We start from the raw sequence: 19,065 nt of genomic DNA on the forward strand, positions 1-19,065 counted from the left end.
CTACTAGCCTTGTTGCCTGCCAACAAGTGCTATAATTAATTTTATTCAATACAACTCATGTTTTAAACGTTGCAACTGCAGCAAATGAAAAAATTAATTTCTGTTTGAAACTCCTATTGAATGAACCATTATATTAAGCAAATAGAGTTTACAAATCATCGTGCGTAAAGAGTGCCAATACATTTCAGTCCATCCCGACAACCCTCAATCACGCCTGCTAGAACAGGTGGTTGATATCCTGCATAAGGGCGGGGTGATTGCTTACCCGACCGAATCAGGGTATGCGCTTGGCTGTCTGTTAGACAATAGTGAAGGGGCTAAACGCATCCGAGCGATTCGCAAACTGGATGAAACACACAGCCTGACTCTGGTTTGCCGCGATCTGAGCAATCTTTCCGAATATGCCAAGGTCGGCAACACGCAATTCCGATACTTAAAAAGTCATTTACCCGGCCCCTATACCTTTATTTTGCCGGCCAGCCGCGAAGTGCCGCGTCGCTTGCAGAATCCTAAGAAAAAGACCATCGGCTTGCGCGTCACCCCAAATGTGGTTACCAATGCGCTGTTAAGCTATTTTGACAAGCCGTTATTAAGTTCGACACTGATTCTACCCGGTGAAGACCATCCCATGACCGATGGCTGGAGCATTCGTGAGGAGTTAGGTCACGCCCTGGATGCAGTTTTGGATGGCGGATTCAGCGGATTTGAGCCCACGACGATCATTGATTTCACTGACGACGAACCTATTCTTATCCGCCAAGGACAAGGGACATTTGCAGAATGAATGAATTGACTTTGATTCAAAAAATTTCTGTGTGGGCCATTCCGGTCTTGCTCGCCATTACCGTACACGAAGTAGCCCACGGCTGGGCCGCGTCTAAACTGGGCGATCAAACCGCTAAAATGCTGGGGCGCTTGACGCTTAACCCATTAAAGCATATCGACCCGATTGGCACCGTCATTGTACCTCTGGCTCTGCTGTTATTAGGCGGCTTTATTTTTGGATGGGCCAAAGCGGTTCCGGTGACCGCCAAAAACTTTAAAAACCCGCGCCGTGATATGGCATGGGTTGCCATGGCAGGTCCCGCTTCCAATCTGATTATGGCTGTCGGCTGGGCGTTGATTGCGAAACTGGGTGTCATACTGCAAGCCAGCTCACCCGATATCGGCCTGTTTCTGCTTTACAGCGGGCTCGCAGGAATCAGCATCAACTTGATCCTGCTGGTTTTAAACCTGTTGCCAATCCCACCTCTGGACGGTAGCCATGTGCTCTCTGCATTACTACCGCCAGCACTGGCGTGGCAATATAACCGTATTGCGCCATTTGGCTTTGTAATTCTGCTGGTCTTACTGATTTCCGGCTTCTTAACCCCAATACTGATCGGGCCATACAGCTATCTACAACACGGCCTGTATGCGCTGGTCGGCATTCAGTAACACAGCCAGTTTATGAAATACATACAAAACCATTCATCCGTTATACATTCAAAGCGGATCACTAATAAACAACCTAGATAATAGAACAGATACTATGAGCGACACACAGTCACCGCATGGCGAAAAACTTCAAAAAATCCTGGCCCGAGCTGGATTTGGCTCCCGACGTTCCGTCGAATCTTTGATCTCCGAAGGCCGAGTTAAACTGAATGGGCGCACCGCTCAGCTTGGTGACCGCGCCACCGAGAACGATCAAATCAAAGTCAATGACCAACCGGTCAAACAAACCCGACTCTCCAAGCAGCCGACTCAAGTTATTCTTTACAACAAGCCAGAAGGGCGGGTCTGTTCTCGGCGCGATGAAAAGGGGCGCGATACGATCTTTACCCAACTGCCACGTATTTATAATGGTCGTTGGATCAGCATTGGCCGCCTGGATTTGAATACCAGTGGTTTATTGATCTTGACCAATAACGGTGAACTGGCAAATCGCCTGGCCCACCCTTCCTACGAGGTGGAGCGTGAATACTTAGTGCGCGTCTTTGGAGAAGTCTCTGACGAAGTCGTCAATCAATTACGAAAAGGAGTCATGCTCGAAGATGGCCCGGCTAAATTCGACAAAATCAGTCGCATGCCATCGGACGATGAATCCATGAACAGCTGGTTCCGCGTGGTTATTAAAGAGGGGCGCAACCGTGAGGTACGTCGTATCTGGGAATCACAAGGCGTGCAAGTCAGCCGTTTGCAACGGGTGCGTTACGGCGAATTCCAGTTGCCTCGAAATCTCAGAAAAGGCAAAACCCAGCCACTCACCTGGAAACAGGTCAATCAGCTACTTAAAAGTGTCGATTTGCCGGAAGAAGCGCGGCCAGATCAACGTGCCGCACCCGCTGGAAAGAAAGGCTATGTTAAAAACTCCAAAACCGCCCAGCGTGCGCTTTACGGCCGTAAGAAAAAGACGATTCACAATCTAAAAGAAAGATAGTAATCGCTTACGACAACATCAGGTTAAGCCGGCTCCGCTAACAGCGGAGCGGTTTTGATGACATCAAATTCCTCTATCCAGAAAACTTCGGATGAATTATCTCCACTGTCCATCAGAGACATTGATGTTTTCCAGACCCAGCCATCCTCTCCTTTGACATTTACCAGCTTTCCGTGCAAATAAATAATCTCGCCATTGCGTATCGCTTTTAATCGCTCAGCAAGCGCTTCTGTCGAAGGCACCAAATGCAAGTTTTCACTCTGACCGAGTATTTCAATCCGTCTCATAGGCAGCCGGTGACCGGCGCTAGGCCCCCAGGCATACCAACGCAAACTTTGACGAAACTCAAACTGATCCACCACCTCTTGATCTGAAAGGGCTTTCCAACCCAATACGATATCCACTGGCGAAATTTTGGCGCCACGATCAAAATAATAGGGCTCCTGCGCCAACACTTTACCGGTAATCTCCATCTCCGCAACAGGTGTCAATTGATGTTGCTTGAATTCAAACGGTTCGGCATAAGGCGTCACATAAATCTGCGGTGGCGAAAACACTTCCACGCCCGGCTCAAAACGAACCGCTTCCGGCGGATGAAAATAATCCCAGACTAAATAGGCCGCGACGGCGAGTATGACAAGTTTTATCAGCTTTTTCATAATGCCATTCTAGCACCGGAAAACGGGGAAACAAACCGATTTTACGTAAAAATATCCCATTAAAACAGACGCTTCCTTTGATAAAATCAGCAAGACTTTATCTGCTCGGATACTATGACGGACTCATCTTACTTACATATTTACACTGACGGTGGCTATGTCGCAAAAGACGACATGGGCGGCTGGGGTGTCATCATCACTGAATACGTACAAAACTGCAAAACCATCCATCAGTACAGTGGCCGTCAACGCCATACCTCCAGCCTGGAAATGGAATTAATGGCGGCCGTCCAGGGATTAGAACAAATTATTGAAAAGTGGAAGGGACAACAGCCAGCTATAAAAGGTGAACCGTTTAACATCACCTTATATACCGACTCCAAAATTCTTCTTGAAGGATTGGAGGGGAAAATCGAACGCTACCGCCAGCAAAACTGGATGCATAAATCCGGAAGACCTGTGGCCTCTCGTCGCCTCTGGGAACGTCTACAAGAACTGACCCAGACATTGAATGTGCAAGTGAAATGGATCAAAGGCCACAGCCGTCATGAAGGCAATCTACAAGCCGATGCTTTGGCAAGATCGGCCATTCGACAAGCCTGATTAACCCATGGGGCTAACATCAATAATGGGGCGGGGGGACCTCATGACTTGGATCACGTACAAATTCTTCACGCAGTGTTTTCAGGTATTCCGACAATACTTTTAACTGATGACGCAACTCCTGAATTTCTTGATGCTGTTCCACAACAGTTTTTTGCAATGCTTCCAGGGCATCGTCCTGAAAGGCCTGCGTAACTTCAATGGCGTGCAATTTTTCTTCGATATTCATAAATATAATTCTGTCTTTTACGATTTAATTCAGGCCTTCACAGGAGAGTTCAGCGTTAACCATTCTGAACAGGCCTGTCCACTTTGAACAAGCTGAACCCGATCTTTTACCGCAGGATTCAATTGAATAACGGTTTCGCGCAACTCATCACGCCGGAAATAGTGACAGCGCCAAACAACCGTCTCCTCGGCAGCTGGATTCATCCGCTTTAATTGCTTTTCAATGGCTGACGCACTCCCTGTTTTCAGACCGTTGATTGCCACTATTTCATCGCCAGCCGCCAAGCCTGCTTGATACGCTGGCTGACCATGCCAAACATGCGTTAGCTTGACAGTTTGATGTTCACTGTCAGCCAAATTTGCTCCCAAGTGGCTTGCCAATGGCGGCGTTGCGTTTTCTCCACCCAGATCCTTTAAACCGACTGCGGGGCGCAATTCAAATTCAATATTTTCCCCGTCAAACAATTCAGCAAACGGCAGGTCTTCGGTGCCGTACAAATAGCGTTCAAAAAAGTGATCTAATTCAACACCGGTGACCTGAGAACAAAGACGTTCAATTTCGTATTCCTCAAGGCCCTGTCCAGTCTGGCCGTAATGATGCCACAGGTGCAGTAGCACATCATCCAAAGAGTGCTGATGGCCCGTTTGCTGACGAATGGTTAAATCCAAGGCCAAGGCGATCAGGCTTCCCTTGGTGTAATAACTGATAATCGCGTTCGGCGCGTTTTCGTCCTGCTGGTAAAACTTGGTCCACGCCAACCAGCTTGATTCCGCAACCGACTGTTTGAAACGTCCCGGCATGCGATAGACACGCGTCATCTGCTGGGCGAGCAACTGCAAATATTTTTTCTGATCAATCAATCCTGCTCTGAGCAAGATCAACGCGTCATAATAAGAAGTCACCCCCTCAAACCACCACAACTGGTTGCTGTAAGCCGGTTCCCGAAGGTCACTCTGTTGAAATACCTTAGGCTGAATGCGTTTTACATTCCATAAATGGAAATATTCGTGGCTACACAACTCCAAAAACTGAATATACTCATCCGTCGCTTCCGTCATGCCATGATAGGGCAAATCATCACGTGAACAGATCAGCGCAGTTGAGTTTCGGTGTTCCAACCCACCATAATCACTCCCCGTCACCATCACTTGAAACAGGTAATTGTCCATCGGTGCCGGCTCGCCAAACAGCTTGATCTCGGTTTCACAGATTTTGATTAAATCCTGCTTAAGGCGTTCAACATCACACTCAAACTGACCGCTTAACACCATGGTATGGGGCACGCCACACGCATCAAAATGAATCTCTTGATAGGTTCCCATTTCGACCGGATAATCGATTAAAGCGTCATAGTCTTCCGCGCAATAGAGACCGAACCCGAATTCATCCGTATCCACTTTAGGCAGACCCGTCGCCACTTTCCAGGCCTGCTTACGGCAGAACGCATTCGCCTCAATCGACACAAAACAGGGCAGGTCGCGCAGACCATCCACCGCCAGAAAGACCGATGTGCCGTTAAAAAAGCCATGGGTTTCATCAAAGTGCGCCCCGCGCACGGACAGATCCCAGGCGTAAACCTGATAGCACACCTCTACGGGCTGGCCATTACTTTCAAATTCCCACGTCGATTTATCAACCGCATTGACAGGGACCCGCTCTTCAAGCTGCTCACCGTTCAGATTAAACACTTCGACACTAATGACATGTTTGGCGAAATCCCGAATCAAGTAACTTCCGGGAATCCAATTTGGCAGTGACAAGCTTTGTACTGGCTGCTTAGGCTGAGGGATCCGTAAACGAACTTCATAGAGATGCCCTTTAGGATCAGCAGGTGTTAAGGTATAACGAATGGAAGGGGAACTATGCATCATTGAACTCATAAATAACCACTATGATTTGAATTAGATGTAACAACATTTTCTTTTATCAGATTCATTTAATCGGGTATTAAATCACAGCTGTAAGCCGAGTTCACGAACACCGCCGAGCTTTTGTCAGCAACCCGTGTGATTTAAGGCTCGAACGTTTATAATATCCCTCTTTAATGGATGGTGTCTCGAAATCCCAACATAATAGCTGCATATAATGGCTGAATAATGGCTTCGAGTTCATCACCATATTGCTCACATTAATCAGCAACTTGCACAGAACCTAAACGAATAAGGAAACTTTTGTGATTCGTACTCGATTTGCGCCCAGCCCAACAGGCTACCTCCACATTGGTGGCGTTAGAACCGCCTTGTTTTCCTGGCTATACGCTAAAAAACTCGGTGGTGAATTCATTCTCAGAATTGAAGACACTGACCTGGAACGTTCCACCGAAGAATCAGTCAATGCCATTCTGGAAGGCATGAGCTGGCTGGGGCTCGATTACGATGACGGACCGTTTTATCAGACCCATCGCTTCGAACGCTACAAAGAAGTCATCGACCTTCTGTTTGAAAAAGGCCTGGCTTATTACTGCTATGCCACACCGGAAGAACTGGATGCCATGCGCGAGGCGCAAAAAGCCGCCGGCGAAAAACCGCGTTACGACGGACGCTATCGTGATTTTGACGGCGAGCCGCCGGAAGGGGTCAAACCGGTTATTCGCTTTAAAAATCCCACCGATGGTGAAGTTGTGATTGAAGATATGGTCAAAGGCCGTGTTGTCATCGCCAACCGTGAACTGGATGATCTGATCATTGCGCGTTCAGATGGCACCCCGACCTATAACCTAACGGTTGTGGTAGACGACTGGGATATGGGCATTACCCACGTTATCCGTGGTGATGACCACCTCAACAACACCCCGCGTCAAATCAACCTGTATAAAGCTATTGGCGCTGAAGTGCCTAAATTTGCCCACATTCCAATGGTATTGGGAGAAGATGGCAGCCGCCTTTCCAAGCGTCACGGAGCGGTCAGCGTGCTGCAATATAAAGAAGAAGGCTATCTTCCGGAAGCGCTGCTGAACTACCTGGTGCGCCTAGGGTGGTCTTATAAAGATCAGGAAATCTTCAGTATTGACCAAATGATTGAATTCTTCGACTTGGATGCCGTCAACAGCGCGCCATCGACGTTTAACGCGCCTAAGCTGACCTGGATTAACGAACAACACATCAAGTCTGCACCAGCAGAACACCTGTCACGCCACCTTGCGCCGTTTATGACCGAACGAGGCTGCGATCTTTCTCAGGGTCCAGATTTAGCTCTAGTCGCCAACCTGCTGCGTGAACGTGCCAAAACCTTTATCGAGATGGCGGATGCAGCAGGCTATTTCTATCAAGACTTTGAAGAGTTTGAAGCCGGGGCCGCCAAAAAGCATCTGCGTCCAGTGGCAGAAGACCCCCTGAAACTCTTATTAACCAAGCTTGAAGCGCTGGATGAGTGGAATGCCCAGGCGATCCACCATGAAATCAATGCCACCGCTGAAGAACTTGAAGTCGGTATGGGTAAGGTAGGCATGCCGCTACGCGTGGCCATCACTGGAGGTGGGCATTCACCGGCCATTGACGCCACTGCGGAGTTAATCGGCAAACCGCGTTGTCTGAAACGCATTCAGATGGCATTGGACTTTATTGAAACCCGTAAGGAAAATCCGTAAGGCTCGATTAAGTTTTTTACCTGAACGCTATATCAATTCATAAAAGAGGACCTTGCGTCCTCTTTTTTATGTTCAGACTTAAGCCATTTTTAAATTTGTAATCGGTCAAAAATGATTGGCGTGCCGTTTGATTTTTAACCTGGCTTGCCAAAAATCAAATGCTTAGCGAGCAAACACACAAAATGTCAAAAAAGTATCATATTTTTTCATCTAAAGGCTTGACCGCGCCAACCATATCTATATAATACGCATCCATCAGCTCAGGGGGGCTATAGCTCAGCTGGGAGAGCGCAACACTGGCAGTGTTGAGGTCAGCGGTTCGATCCCGCTTAGCTCCACCAAAAGTTGATAAAAAAGTCCTTGAAAAAGGCAACGCATAACAAATGCGTCCCGTTCGTCTAGAGGCCTAGGACACGGCCCTTTCACGGCTGTAACAGGGGTTCGACTCCCCTACGGGACGCCACCGCGGGAATAGCTCAGTTGGTAGAGCGCAACCTTGCCAAGGTTGAGGTCGCGAGTTCGAGCCTCGTTTCCCGCTCCAAATTCCTGTTGGATGATTAGAAACAATCGAGTCATCCAATTAAAGTTAGAAGACAGCTAACTTATAAAACGGATTTCGATTTGATTTTACTTAAGGTCAAGGCGGAGCAAGGGAGTGTATAAACCATACACGACCGAACGACAACGCAGAGATTAAGTCAAAGCAAACGAAAGCGTCTAAAATTTGTCCCGTTCGTCTAGAGGCCTAGGACACGGCCCTTTCACGGCTGTAACAGGGGTTCGACTCCCCTACGGGACGCCATCTACAAAAGCCTGCGACTCTGCAGGCTTTTTTTATTTCTAGCCTTTCTTATTTCTGCTTGGTAAACTGAAAACAGTTTAATTTTATACATTCCTGCCTACAACGAAGTAGCTGGCCGGCTGATGTTTAAAACAACATCTCATTCGTCATCTTACTTATATCCTGACACTTTCCGGTCATAATCATTAGATACAATGCAGTCTCATAGCCTAACTTTAGTCATTCATTCTCAATTTCAGGGGGGAATCATGTCACAAGCGGATATCGGTCTCATCGGCCTGGCAGTCATGGGTCAAAATCTGGTCCTTAATATGGCTGACCATGGATTTACGGTCGCGGTTTACAACCGCTCACCCGACAAAACCAGAGCCTTTTTAAACGGTGAAGCGGCGAGCAAGAGCATTATTGGCACCGAATCACTTGAAGAGCTGGTTAGCAGTCTAAAATCCCCGCGAAAAGTGATGCTGATGGTCAAGGCCGGAGAAGTGGTTGACCATTTTATTGAGCAGTTGATTCCACTGCTGGATGAGGGCGATATCATCATTGATGGCGGCAATTCACTTTACACCGACTCTACGCGTCGCACCCATGAACTGAAAGAAAAGGGGCTGCTGTTTATTGGCACAGGCGTCTCCGGAGGCGAAGAGGGCGCCCGCCACGGCCCGTCCATTATGCCGGGTGGAAATCCACAGGCCTGGCCGGCGGTCAAACCGATCTTCCAGGCAATTTCCGCGAAAGCAGGTGAGGAACCCTGTTGCGACTGGGTTGGCGACGCAGGTGCAGGACACTACGTTAAAATGGTGCACAATGGCATTGAATACGGCGACATGCAGCTGATAGCCGAATCCTATCAGTTGATGCGCGAAGGACTCGGCATGAGCGCCGATGAATGCCATCAAGTCTTTGCCGAATGGAATAAAGGCGTACTGGATTCCTATCTGATCGAAATCACCGCCGATATTCTGACCTTCAAGGATGCAGACGGCGCGCCTCTGATTGATAAGATATTGGATGCCGCAGGACAGAAGGGGACAGGGAAATGGACCGGCATCAGCTCTCTGGAAATGGGAGTGCCTTTAACCCTGATTACTGAATCTGTTTATGCACGTTGCCTGTCTGCACTCAAAGACGAAAGGCTAACCGCCTCCAAGCGCTTTCCAAGGGATGTTGGAACCGCCATGAGCGCAGACAGAGAAACGGTTTTGACCGCCATCCACGACGCACTGTACGCGTCCAAAATCATCTCCTATACCCAAGGCTACATGCTGATGCAGGAAGCGGCCAAGCACTTTTCATGGGATCTCAACTATGGCGGAATCGCCCTGATGTGGCGAGGAGGATGCATTATTCGCAGCACCTTCCTGGGCGAAATCAAACGCGCCTTTGATGAGCAACCGGACCTGAACAATCTGCTCATGGATAACTTTTTTGAACAAGCCATTAAAGCGACCGAAGCAAACTGGCGCAAAGCCATCATCTTCGGGATTGAACAGAAAATTCCAACCCCTGCGCTGAGTTCGGCACTGGCCTTCTTTGACGGTTATCGCAGTGAAACGGTCTCCGCCAATATGTTGCAAGCGCAGCGTGATTACTTTGGCGCCCACACTTATGAACGCGTGGATGCCCCACGGGGCGAACGCTTCCATACCGACTGGATCCAATCCGGAGGTAACATCAGCTCAACCAGTTACGAGGTGTAATGATGTCCAACAGCCACACTCCTTGTACCTATGTTATCTTTGGAGCCACCGGCAATTTGTCACTGACCAAGCTTATGCCGGCGTTTTATCATCTCGAAACAGAAGGCCGCCTTGACGAGGCCGTCAAAATCGTCGCCATCGGACGTCGCGACTGGGATGACGAGCATTGGAAAGGCGTCATTCACGAAGCGATGCAAAAAGCGGCGCGCGGAGGATTATGCGAAGAGACCTTCAGCCACTTCGCCCAACGCCTGTGTTATTTCAGAATGGATATTAACGACAAAAAAGCCTATCCTCAACTAAGGGAAATGATTTCCGAAAAGGGGTGGCCGAGTAACATGGCATTCTACCTCTCCATGAGCCCTTCGGATTTCGGCCCCGTCGTCAAGCATCTCGGCGACAGCGATTTACTGGATGAAAGTCTCGGCTGGAAACGCGTGGTTTTGGAAAAACCCTTTGGCTATGACAGCGAATCCGCCAAGGCATTGCAATATCAATTGAATCACTATCTAAAAGAAGAACAGACCTACCGCATTGATCATTACCTGGGCAAGGGCATGGTGCAGAACCTGATGGTTTTCCGTTTTGCAAACCTCCTCATGGAACCCTTGTGGAATCGAAACTACATCGACCATATTCAAATCTCCCATTCCGAAGACCGTCCAGTTGGCAGCCGCGCAGGGTATTACGACAACAGCGGTGCCATGCGCGACATGATTCAAAGCCACCTATTACAGCTTTTGGCGTTGATTGCCATGGAACCACCTGCCTCAATGGAAGCCGAAGCGTTGCGGGATGAAAAGGTTAAGCTGCTCAAATCAATCCGCCCGATTCATAAAAACAGCATTAATGCCCAAGCCTACCGTGCCCAGTACAGTGAAGGCAGCGTCAACGGCCAGCCGGTTAAATCCTATCTGCAAGAAGAGGGGGTTGCCGAAAACAGCGTCACCGAGACCTATGCGGCCTTAAAACTGTATATCGACAACTGGCGCTGGGAAGGGGTACCTTTCTACTTGCAGACCGGAAAAAACCTGGCTAAAAGCCAGACCTTGATCTCCATCTGCTTCAAACACCCCCCGCAGCAGTTCTTTAAAGACTCTCAAGTCAAAAAAATGGAGCCGAACTGGATTGTCTTCAGCATTCAGCCAGAAGAAGCCATTAAGGTGGAAATGACTGCCAAACAACCCGGATTGGAGATTAAAACCCGCCAAATCAGCCTGGATGCGAGCCTGTGCGATTCTGACGGGGACTACAATGACGCCTATGAAGAATTGCTTTTGGACGTGATTAAAGGCGACCGTTCCCTGTTTTTGCGCTATGACGAGGTCAAGGCTGCCTGGAGCGTGGTGGATCCGGTGATTCAAGCTTGGGCGGCTAATACCAGCTATATCGATACCTACCCATCCGGCAGCTGGGGACCGCACGATTCCAATAAACTGTTTGACCAGCCCGGACAAGAGTGGCGTCACAGCGTCGCGCCTGCGGAGGGCAGTCATCTTGAATAGCGCACCGAAAATACTGAAGAACGGTTGGCTCTGTTTTGATAACCCTTCAGAATTAGCCAGCTATGCTGTGCAAACCATTGTCGACACGGCCAAACTGGCCATTCAATCCCGCCACGCATTTCATTTCGTCACCGCTGGAGGAACGACTCCCCTGCATATATACAAAAAGCTGGCAGAAATCGAAGCAAACGCCGCATGCACGGATATGGCATGGGAAGCCTGGCATGTTTATATGGGAGACGAACGCTGTTTACCCGCAGATGACCCTGAATTGAACCGAACCGCTTTAGAGGAGGCCTGGTTAAACCACAGCGCCATTCCGCTACAGAACCGGCATCTTATGAAAGGGGAGTTAGGCGCCATACAAGCTGCTCAAGATTATGAAAACTGCGTCAAAGACACATGGTTTGACATAACACTCCTTGGCATGGGAGAAGATGGGCATACCGCCAGCCTGTTTCCCGGCCACTCTCATGCCCATGAAGCAGACCGTCTGGTGCAGACAGAGTTTAGCTCTCCTAAACCTCCAGCGGAAAGAATTACCCTTTCAGCAAAGTGTTTAGGGCACAGCCGTCAAGTCATTAAAATCGTCACCGGAAGTGGCAAAAAGGAGGCCGTGAAAGCTTGGCTAAACGGAACCGATTTACCGATCGCACAGATTCACGGGGAAAACACTCAAGTCTGGATCAGCCGTGAAAGCTGGCCCAGTGAAAATGACCTCTAAAAATGGCATTTACATTCTAAACAGGCCTGGTTAAACCTAGCGTAGCGGGGTCAGATTTTAGTGATCGAAGCGGATTCAATATTCTGAATACGCTCAATGTTATCCAAAACCTGGCCCAAATGGGTATCCGCATCCACCTCAAGGGTCAATTTCATGGAGACGGTACGATCTTCGCTGTCGGTATGTGTCTGGGAGTCGATCAGGTTAACATCCAAATCCGTCAAAACCCCCATCACATCACGCAACAAGCCTTTGCGGTCAAAGGCCGTAACCGACAATTCAGCGGTAAAGCTGGCTTTATCCGCTTCTGCATAGTTCCATGAGACCTCAATAATACGCTGCAACTCTTCGTGGGTTAAATTGAGAATATTGGGACAATCGCTTCGATGTACGGTAATCCCGCGTCCACGTGTCACATAACCGACGATGTCATCGCCTTTTTGCGGATGACAGCAGGGCGCCAACTGAGTACGCAGTTTCGGCGCACCCACCACATAAACCGTTTGGTCCTCTGGAACCGTTTCCTGTTTGACAGCACTTTTAAATCCAAAAGACTTCTGCTGAGGTCGCAATTTCTCCTGAATGGCATTAGCCAGCTGGCGTTCGTTGACCTGCCCTTTACCCAAGGCCTCAAACAGTTCGGTATCCGATTCCAACTTGAAGCGTTCGACAATATCCGCCACCTTGACCTGAGCGGCATGCAAACGCCTTATTTCGCGATTGAAAAGGGCTTCACCCGCCTGAATATTTTGTGCCCGATTCTGCTTATTAAACCAACTCTTAATTTTAGTACGTGTGCTACTGCTGTTGATATAACCTAAGTTAGGATTCAACCAATTGCGGCTTGGGGCACCGTTTTTGACCGCCAACACCTCAACCTTGTCTCCGGTTTTAAGTAGTGTTGACAAAGGTTGAATCCGTCCATTGATCTTAGCGCCGCGGCAGCCGTGACCAAGCTCAGTATGAATGTTATAAGCAAAATCCAATGGCGTCGCGCCCTGGCGCAAGGTCACGATCTCATTTTGTGGTGTCAGCACGTAAATATGCTGGCTCAACAGCTCCGTACTGATCTCTTTGAAGATCTCCGGATCATCGCCGTTTTCCAAAAGCTGGCGTACATTGGCGATGCTTTTTTCCAGGTTTTGGTCAATGCCTTTACCACCTTCTTTATATCGCCAGTGTGCGGCCACACCATATTCGGCATGATGATGCATTTCATAGGTTCGAATCTGAATTTCAACCGTTTTACCTTCCGGACCAATAATCACGGTATGAATCGACTGATAACCGTTGTCTTTTGGAGTCGTAATATAGTCGTCAAATTCGTCTTTAATGTAACTCCAGTGGCTGTGAATCAATCCCAGCACCTCATAACAGTCTTTTACCGTATCCACATAAATACGCACGGCACGCAGGTCATACAGCTCATCAATTGGCAGGTTTTTACGCTTCATTTTACGCCATATGCTGTAGATGTGCTTAGGGCGACCGGTGATTTTGCCTTCGATATTCTGCGAAGCCAGTAGCGTTTTTAAAATTTCAATGACCGACTCAATATACGCCTCGCGCTGGCCGCGCTTGGACGCTAACTGACTGGCAATATCTTTATAATCATCCGGATGAAGATATCGGAACGAGAGGTCTTCCAGCTCCCACTTCAATTGAGCAATCCCTAAGCGGTTAGCAAGAGGTGAGAAAATAAGTTGCGTTTCTTCAGCAATCTGCTGACGAACGGAAGGCTCTTCAAATTTGAGATGACGTAAACGAGCCACTCGATAAGCCAACTTGACAATCATGATGCGAATGTCGGAAGTCATCGCCAACAGCATCTGGCGTAAACGTTCGTTTTGCACATCGGAACGATGGCTGAGGTCAAAATCTTTAAATTTGTTTAAACGCCGAATGCCGTCAACCAGTTCTGCCATAGGCGCGCCAAATCGCTCCTCGATAAACGCACGATCGTAAAACTCTTCAATATTGGCATCACTTAACAGGGTGGCCACCAAGGTTTCATGATCCACCTTAATCGCGGCAAGGATCTCGGCCACATCCACACTGCGTATCAAACTCTTTTCTGGTAGATTCAGCGCTTCAAGGGCAATAGTACAGGCCAGCTGGCATTTTTCCAGCTCAGGGCCGTCCAATTCTTCGGAACGAAACAGTTGTTTAAACAATTCTACGGGGGTGGTCATCGGTCTTAGTCAGCTATTTTTCTTACCTCAAGCGACTATTTTATAGTCTTGGTCAGGATAATCCATAGTTTTACGCGCTTTTACTCCATCACCGAAGCAAACATGACCTCAACAAAACAGTAATACAAGGTAAAATAACGCAAAAATGCCACCTTTATAATAAAAAACAATGTCAGAAACAATACAAGCTAGCAAGCACCCCCTATCAAGTGCCTCACAATTCAGTGTCGCTCCTATGCTCGACTGGACGGACAGGCACTGCCGATATTTTCACCGTCAACTTTCCCAACAGGCCTGGTTGTACTCCGAAATGGTTACTACCGGAGCATTGATTTACGGTAACAACTTGCCGCGCTTTCTTGGCCACCATCCGGATGAAGCCCCTGTGGTACTCCAACTGGGCGGCAGTGCACCGAAAGAGCTGGCTCAATGCGCGCAACTTGGCGAAGAGTGGGGGTATACGGAGATCAATTTGAATGTTGGCTGCCCCAGCGATCGGGTACAAAATAACATGATCGGTGCCTGTTTAATGGGGCATCCGGAACTGGTGGCTGAAAACGTCAATGAAATGAAAGCGGCCACCAAACTGCCCGTCACAGTGAAATGCCGTATCGGCATTGATGACCAGGAATCGTTTGATTCCCTCTATCAGTTTTCCGCAGGGCTGGTTGAAGCCGGTGTCGACGGTTTAATCATTCATGCCCGCAAAGCGTGGCTGCAAGGACTTTCACCCAAAGAAAACCGTGAAATCCCACCATTACATTATGACTGGGTGCATCGTATTAAAGCTGAATTTCCGGATCTTCCGATTGCCGTCAATGGCGGTATCACCTCACCGCAAGAAGGTTTGCGCCACCGTCAAACCTATGAAGGCCTTCCGGCCGTCGATGGGGTCATGCTTGGCCGCGCCATCTATGAAAGGCCTTATCTGCTCAGCGAAGTGGATGCGCTCTACTACAACCGCCCCACAACAGTGCCGAGTCGAGAAGAGATCGTTGCCAAAATGCTGCCGTACATTGAGAATCATTTATCCTCTGGTGGTAAGTTGATTCAGGTCACCCGTCATATGTTAGGATTATTTCACGGACTGCCCGGCGGGCGCATGTGGCGCAGACATCTGTCGCAAAACGCCTTTAAAGCCACTGCGGGTATCGATGTAGTAGAGCAAGCCTTAAAACTGGTTGAGGATGAACTTCAACGCATGCAGGAACGACAGGCACAGGAAGAATGACAGCCACCATGACTTTTTTAGACGTTCCCTTTAAAGAGAAAGACCAAGCGAAAGCACTTGGTGCTCGCTGGGATAATATCAGTCGAAAATGGTATGTGCCGTCCGAGCTGCATGAGCAACTTGATCAATTTGCACGCTGGCTGCCACAAAGCCAGACAGGCACTGCACCGCAACCCCTCCCTGCCAATCCAAGCTCATTGAATCTGAACTTGAATCCGGATAATGAAGAAGAGAAGGGGACGCGACTTTCGATTGTGCTCCGACGCATCCAGAATGCTCTGCGTTCACAATTTCCCGGAGCCATTTGGGTCATTGCCGAAATTGCCAATCTCAACCAGAATCGCGGCCATATCTATTTGGAGCTGAGTGAAACCAATGAGCAGGGACAAACCCTAGCGAGCTGTCGTGCCATGATCTGGCAAAGCCAGGTACAACGTTTACTGGAACGTTTCCAACAAGAAACCGGTTCGCAACTGGCTGTAGGACAAAAAGTTCTGCTTTTGGCCGAAGTCAACTTTCACGAACAATACGGCTTCTCGCTGGTCATTCAAGATATTGATCCCAGCTTTACTCTTGGAGAGCTGGAAGCCAATCTGAACGCGATTCGCAAGCAGCTAATTGCAGAGCAACTTTACAATCTCAACAAACAATTTAGCCTGCCGGATGATTTTTTTCGGATTGCGGTCATTGCGCCTCCCGCAGCAGCGGGCCTAGGTGATTTTCGGGCGGATGCAGACGCACTGCAAAAAGCTGGCGTGTGTGAGTTCAAATACTTCTACAGCGCCTTTCAGGGCGAACAGGTTGAAGCCGAATTCCTTGCGGCGTTTGACGCCATTGCTGCATTGCATGCTACCAATCCGTTTGACGCACTGGTGATTATCCGCGGAGGCGGCGCCAAACTGGATTTAAACATGCTCAATCTGTATGCCGTCGCACGCCGGGTTTGTGAAGCTAAACTACCAGTGATGACAGGTATCGGTCATGAGCGAGATCACACTATTTTGGATGAAGTGGCGAGCTGTCGCTACGACACCCCCAGTAAAGTCATCGCCGATATTCGTCATCATATTTTCCAACAAGCGCAGTCTGGCAAACAACACTGGAAACAGATTGAACAGGCCAGTCAGCTTTTGGTCAAACGCTATCTGCATCAACTGGACCAACTGGACCACACCATTCAACAAAACAGCCGCTCCAGCCTTTACCTGTGGAAAGACAAACTCACTTCGCTGAAATACCAGTTACAACAGCAGGGACAACGCAAACTGCAGACCACCGAACAGAAACTGCAACAGCTGCAACAAACCCTAGAAAATCAAATCAGCAATCAGCTTAACCAGTTTAAAAACGTGATTGAACAACAGCAAGAAAGAGTCCATCAGGAAGCAAAGAGGGCGCTAAAACACAATCACAACCAGATCATTCAATGGATCGCCTTTGTGCTCAGCTCAGGCCCTAAAACACAACTTAACCGTGGTTTCGCAATTGTTAAAAACCCTGAGGGCACCCCGATCAAGACCGCCCACGAAGCCAAAAAATCGCAACATCTCGAGCTGCAATTTATTGACGGCAACATACACGCAGTAGTACCTAAAGACGCTGAAGTGCAGCCCAATAAAAACGATCTGAAAAGTTAGATACAATTAAAATTCAAACAGTTAACCATGAAACCTAAAGAGGATTATATGAGCGAAACAAGTCCATCAGCCGAAAGCTTCAAAGCTAATTACGCCAAGCTCCAGGAAATTGCACAAAAACTCTCCAATACTGAAGAGGTCGATATTGACGAACTCGTCCCCATGGTCGATGAAGCAACACGCGCCTATCAACTGTGCAAATCGCGGATCGAAGCGGTTGAAAGCGCACTGAGCAAACGTCTGGAATCCAGTAGCGAGAATTCAGACACCAAAGACTAACGACCCTATATATAAATATTGATATAAGCAAACACATACGAAAACAACAAGAAGCGCAAAGATGACCACTGCAACTATCTACCACAATCCTCGCTGCTCAAAAAGCCGCAACAGCCTAAAACTGCTTCAGGAACACGGAATTGAAGTCAATGAAGTGCGCTATCTGGAGTCGCCGCCAAACAAGAAAGAACTTAAGGAACTGTGCGACATGATGCAAGTCAAACCGCTTGACATCACTCGTAGCGGAGAAAGCCTATTTAAAGAACTCGGCTTAAGCAAAAGTGATGATCGCACTGACGATGAATGGCTGGAGATTCTGGTTCAAAACCCGAAACTGATTGAACGCCCGATCGTGCGCATGGCTGACCGAGCTGTTATGGGCAGACCACCCGAAAACATTTTAAAATTGCTTAAAATTAATTAACCCATATCGTCGACAAACACACCGGATTCTCTCTATATCAGCAGGCCAGCCCAATCCTTCAATTTTCAAATCTGAACAGGCCTGCAAGCAACAATCATAAACTCTCGAAATCGCTCGAACACCAAAACCGACAAAAGCAGTAGAGGTGCTGTGCACACCACATAAACCACACTCAATACAATTTAACATAATATATATTATGCGAACATATATTCAGACTAGCATTTCAAACCAGGGGATATTTTAGGCATAAAAAAACCGGGATCGACGCTCCCGGTTTTGATTAACGCAATCTCTGCTTAACTTAAGCGCCACTGACTGGCAATGCAACGAACAAAATCAGCTCAATCACACCAACTACCACTGGATACCATGCTTTTTCAACATGCTGGCTCATCGCCTTCAACCCTAAAGCGATCCCACCAATCGCCAAAACATAAGCCACCGGCGCCAGTAGAATGGATATAAATAACAATGGTGCCAAGGCAACTAACACCCAGCTTGCAGTCACACTATTATTTGGATTATAGGTTTTGGTATTACGCATATCATCAGGCGTAGAACTTGATGACTGCAAACGGGCAAAGATCGTATTCACGTCCGCATCACTTAATTCATCCTGAACCACTTCAATATCTGTCATCCCAGTAGTAATTTTTTTATTTTTATACAAGGACTTAACCAGATCATCCCACACTGCATCGTCGGGCAATTGATCAACCAGTTGATGCGCTTCTTCTTTAATAGACATTGTGCTCCTCCAAGCGATTTAACTAAGGTTCAGGCAAAAGTTTATGTGCGTTACTACCGGCACAATCTATGCCAGATAGCACTATAATATTCATTAAACAGGTTTTGCATCGACTTTTTCTGATATTAAATATCACAATAAAGCCATTGAAACGCCCGATAACATTACCTTTTAAGCCATTTTCGATTATTATATCTTTATACTTTAAATTTACCAGATGGCGATCATTATGATGCTATAAGTTATAAACTTAGTCATTTTAAATTAATAGTCTCGCCCTCTTTCTCTAACTCAGACGTACCTTAAGGATGTGTGTAATTA

17 protein-coding genes and 4 tRNA genes are annotated in these 19,065 nt (G+C 47.9%); 16 read left to right on the forward strand and 5 right to left on the reverse strand.

Annotation, left to right across the window (positions count from 1 at the left end; translation table 11 throughout):
• The first annotated feature begins 160 nt into the window (after positions 1–160).
• From QCB44_RS04850 to rluB, 3 genes are all read left to right on the forward strand, one after another.
• Complete coding sequence (locus tag QCB44_RS04850; protein ID WP_279408232.1) at positions 161–784, forward strand: L-threonylcarbamoyladenylate synthase; 624 nt, start codon at positions 161–163, stop codon at positions 782–784.
• Entirely contained in the window at positions 781–1,437 is a 657-nt protein-coding gene (locus QCB44_RS04855; RefSeq protein ID WP_279408233.1) for a site-2 protease family protein, read from the forward strand. The genes QCB44_RS04850 and QCB44_RS04855 overlap by 4 nt, the downstream gene beginning before the upstream one ends.
• A 94-nt stretch (positions 1,438–1,531) precedes the next feature.
• Positions 1,532–2,422, forward strand: a complete 891-nt coding sequence (rluB, locus tag QCB44_RS04860) for a 23S rRNA pseudouridine(2605) synthase RluB (protein ID WP_279408234.1) — start codon at positions 1,532–1,534, stop codon at positions 2,420–2,422.
• A gap of 23 nt (positions 2,423–2,445) precedes the next feature.
• On the opposite strand, the gene QCB44_RS04865 is transcribed toward rluB, so the two are convergent.
• Positions 2,446–3,081 carry a hypothetical protein gene (locus QCB44_RS04865; protein ID WP_279408236.1) on the reverse strand — a complete coding sequence of 212 codons (636 nt, stop codon included), beginning with the start codon at positions 3,079–3,081 and terminating at the stop codon, positions 2,446–2,448.
• A gap of 114 nt (positions 3,082–3,195) precedes the next feature.
• Between QCB44_RS04865 and QCB44_RS04870 the strand changes: the two genes are divergently transcribed.
• Positions 3,196–3,684 carry a ribonuclease HI gene (locus QCB44_RS04870; RefSeq protein ID WP_279408237.1) on the forward strand — a complete coding sequence of 163 codons (489 nt, stop codon included), beginning with the start codon at positions 3,196–3,198 and terminating at the stop codon, positions 3,682–3,684.
• 19 nt (positions 3,685–3,703) lie between these two features.
• Here QCB44_RS04870 and QCB44_RS04875 read toward each other — a convergent pair whose 3' ends face one another.
• Together QCB44_RS04875 and QCB44_RS04880 are read right to left on the reverse strand one after the other, a co-directional pair.
• On the reverse strand, positions 3,704–3,913 hold the full coding sequence (locus QCB44_RS04875; RefSeq protein WP_279408239.1) for a SlyX family protein: 210 nt from the start codon (positions 3,911–3,913) through the stop codon (positions 3,704–3,706).
• Positions 3,914–3,942: 29 nt separating this feature from the next.
• Positions 3,943–5,781, reverse strand: a complete 1,839-nt coding sequence (locus QCB44_RS04880) for a PDZ domain-containing protein (protein WP_279408240.1) — start codon at positions 5,779–5,781, stop codon at positions 3,943–3,945.
• A gap of 305 nt (positions 5,782–6,086) precedes the next feature.
• Here QCB44_RS04880 and gltX point away from each other — a divergent pair, with 305 nt between their 5' ends.
• The 8 genes from gltX to pgl all read left to right on the forward strand — a co-directional run bounded on the left by gltX (position 6,087) and on the right by pgl (position 12,230).
• A complete protein-coding gene (gene gltX, locus QCB44_RS04885) occupies positions 6,087–7,499 on the forward strand; it encodes a glutamate--tRNA ligase (RefSeq protein ID WP_279408241.1) in 1,413 nt (470 codons plus the stop codon).
• Positions 7,500–7,764: 265 nt separating this feature from the next.
• Positions 7,765–7,840 (forward strand) — tRNA-Ala (locus tag QCB44_RS04890).
• Positions 7,841–7,886: 46 nt separating this feature from the next.
• Positions 7,887–7,962, forward strand: a tRNA-Glu gene (locus QCB44_RS04895).
• A 2-nt stretch (positions 7,963–7,964) separates the two neighbouring features.
• Positions 7,965–8,040, forward strand: a tRNA-Gly gene (locus QCB44_RS04900).
• Positions 8,041–8,225: 185 nt separating this feature from the next.
• Positions 8,226–8,301: transfer RNA gene (locus QCB44_RS04905), tRNA-Glu, on the forward strand.
• A 248-nt stretch (positions 8,302–8,549) separates the two neighbouring features.
• The gene (gene gnd / locus QCB44_RS04910; protein ID WP_279408242.1) at positions 8,550–10,001 is read left to right on the forward strand and encodes a decarboxylating NADP(+)-dependent phosphogluconate dehydrogenase; all 1,452 of its coding nucleotides are present in this window, start codon (positions 8,550–8,552) and stop codon (positions 9,999–10,001) included.
• Between the two features lie 2 nt (positions 10,002–10,003).
• The gene (gene zwf, locus QCB44_RS04915) at positions 10,004–11,506 is read left to right on the forward strand and encodes a glucose-6-phosphate dehydrogenase (protein ID WP_279409187.1); all 1,503 of its coding nucleotides are present in this window, start codon (positions 10,004–10,006) and stop codon (positions 11,504–11,506) included.
• Positions 11,499–12,230 carry a 6-phosphogluconolactonase gene (pgl, locus tag QCB44_RS04920; RefSeq protein WP_279408243.1) on the forward strand — a complete coding sequence of 244 codons (732 nt, stop codon included), beginning with the start codon at positions 11,499–11,501 and terminating at the stop codon, positions 12,228–12,230. Before zwf ends, pgl begins: the two co-directional genes overlap by 8 nt.
• A 50-nt stretch (positions 12,231–12,280) precedes the next feature.
• Here the strand turns inward: pgl and QCB44_RS04925 are convergent, their stop codons facing one another.
• On the reverse strand, positions 12,281–14,422 hold the full coding sequence (locus tag QCB44_RS04925; RefSeq protein WP_279408244.1) for a bifunctional (p)ppGpp synthetase/guanosine-3',5'-bis(diphosphate) 3'-pyrophosphohydrolase: 2,142 nt from the start codon (positions 14,420–14,422) through the stop codon (positions 12,281–12,283).
• Between the two features lie 169 nt (positions 14,423–14,591).
• Between QCB44_RS04925 and dusA the strand changes: the two genes are divergently transcribed.
• From dusA to arsC, 4 genes are all read left to right on the forward strand, one after another.
• Positions 14,592–15,653 carry a tRNA dihydrouridine(20/20a) synthase DusA gene (gene dusA / locus QCB44_RS04930; protein WP_279408245.1) on the forward strand — a complete coding sequence of 354 codons (1,062 nt, stop codon included), beginning with the start codon at positions 14,592–14,594 and terminating at the stop codon, positions 15,651–15,653.
• A complete protein-coding gene (gene xseA, locus QCB44_RS04935) occupies positions 15,650–17,290 on the forward strand; it encodes an exodeoxyribonuclease VII large subunit (protein WP_279408246.1) in 1,641 nt (546 codons plus the stop codon). Before dusA ends, xseA begins: the two co-directional genes overlap by 4 nt.
• Before the next feature lie 48 nt (positions 17,291–17,338).
• Entirely contained in the window at positions 17,339–17,569 is a 231-nt protein-coding gene (xseB, locus tag QCB44_RS04940) for an exodeoxyribonuclease VII small subunit (RefSeq protein WP_279408247.1), read from the forward strand.
• 61 nt (positions 17,570–17,630) lie between these two features.
• Positions 17,631–17,993 carry an arsenate reductase (glutaredoxin) gene (gene arsC, locus QCB44_RS04945; protein WP_279408249.1) on the forward strand — a complete coding sequence of 121 codons (363 nt, stop codon included), beginning with the start codon at positions 17,631–17,633 and terminating at the stop codon, positions 17,991–17,993.
• A gap of 304 nt (positions 17,994–18,297) precedes the next feature.
• Here arsC and QCB44_RS04950 read toward each other — a convergent pair whose 3' ends face one another.
• On the reverse strand, positions 18,298–18,744 hold the full coding sequence (locus QCB44_RS04950; protein ID WP_279408251.1) for a hypothetical protein: 447 nt from the start codon (positions 18,742–18,744) through the stop codon (positions 18,298–18,300).
• Positions 18,745–19,065 lie beyond the last annotated feature (321 nt).

This window comes from Thiomicrorhabdus sp. zzn3 (genome assembly GCF_029767755.1).
Classification (GTDB): domain Bacteria; phylum Pseudomonadota; class Gammaproteobacteria; order Thiomicrospirales; family Thiomicrospiraceae; genus Thiomicrorhabdus.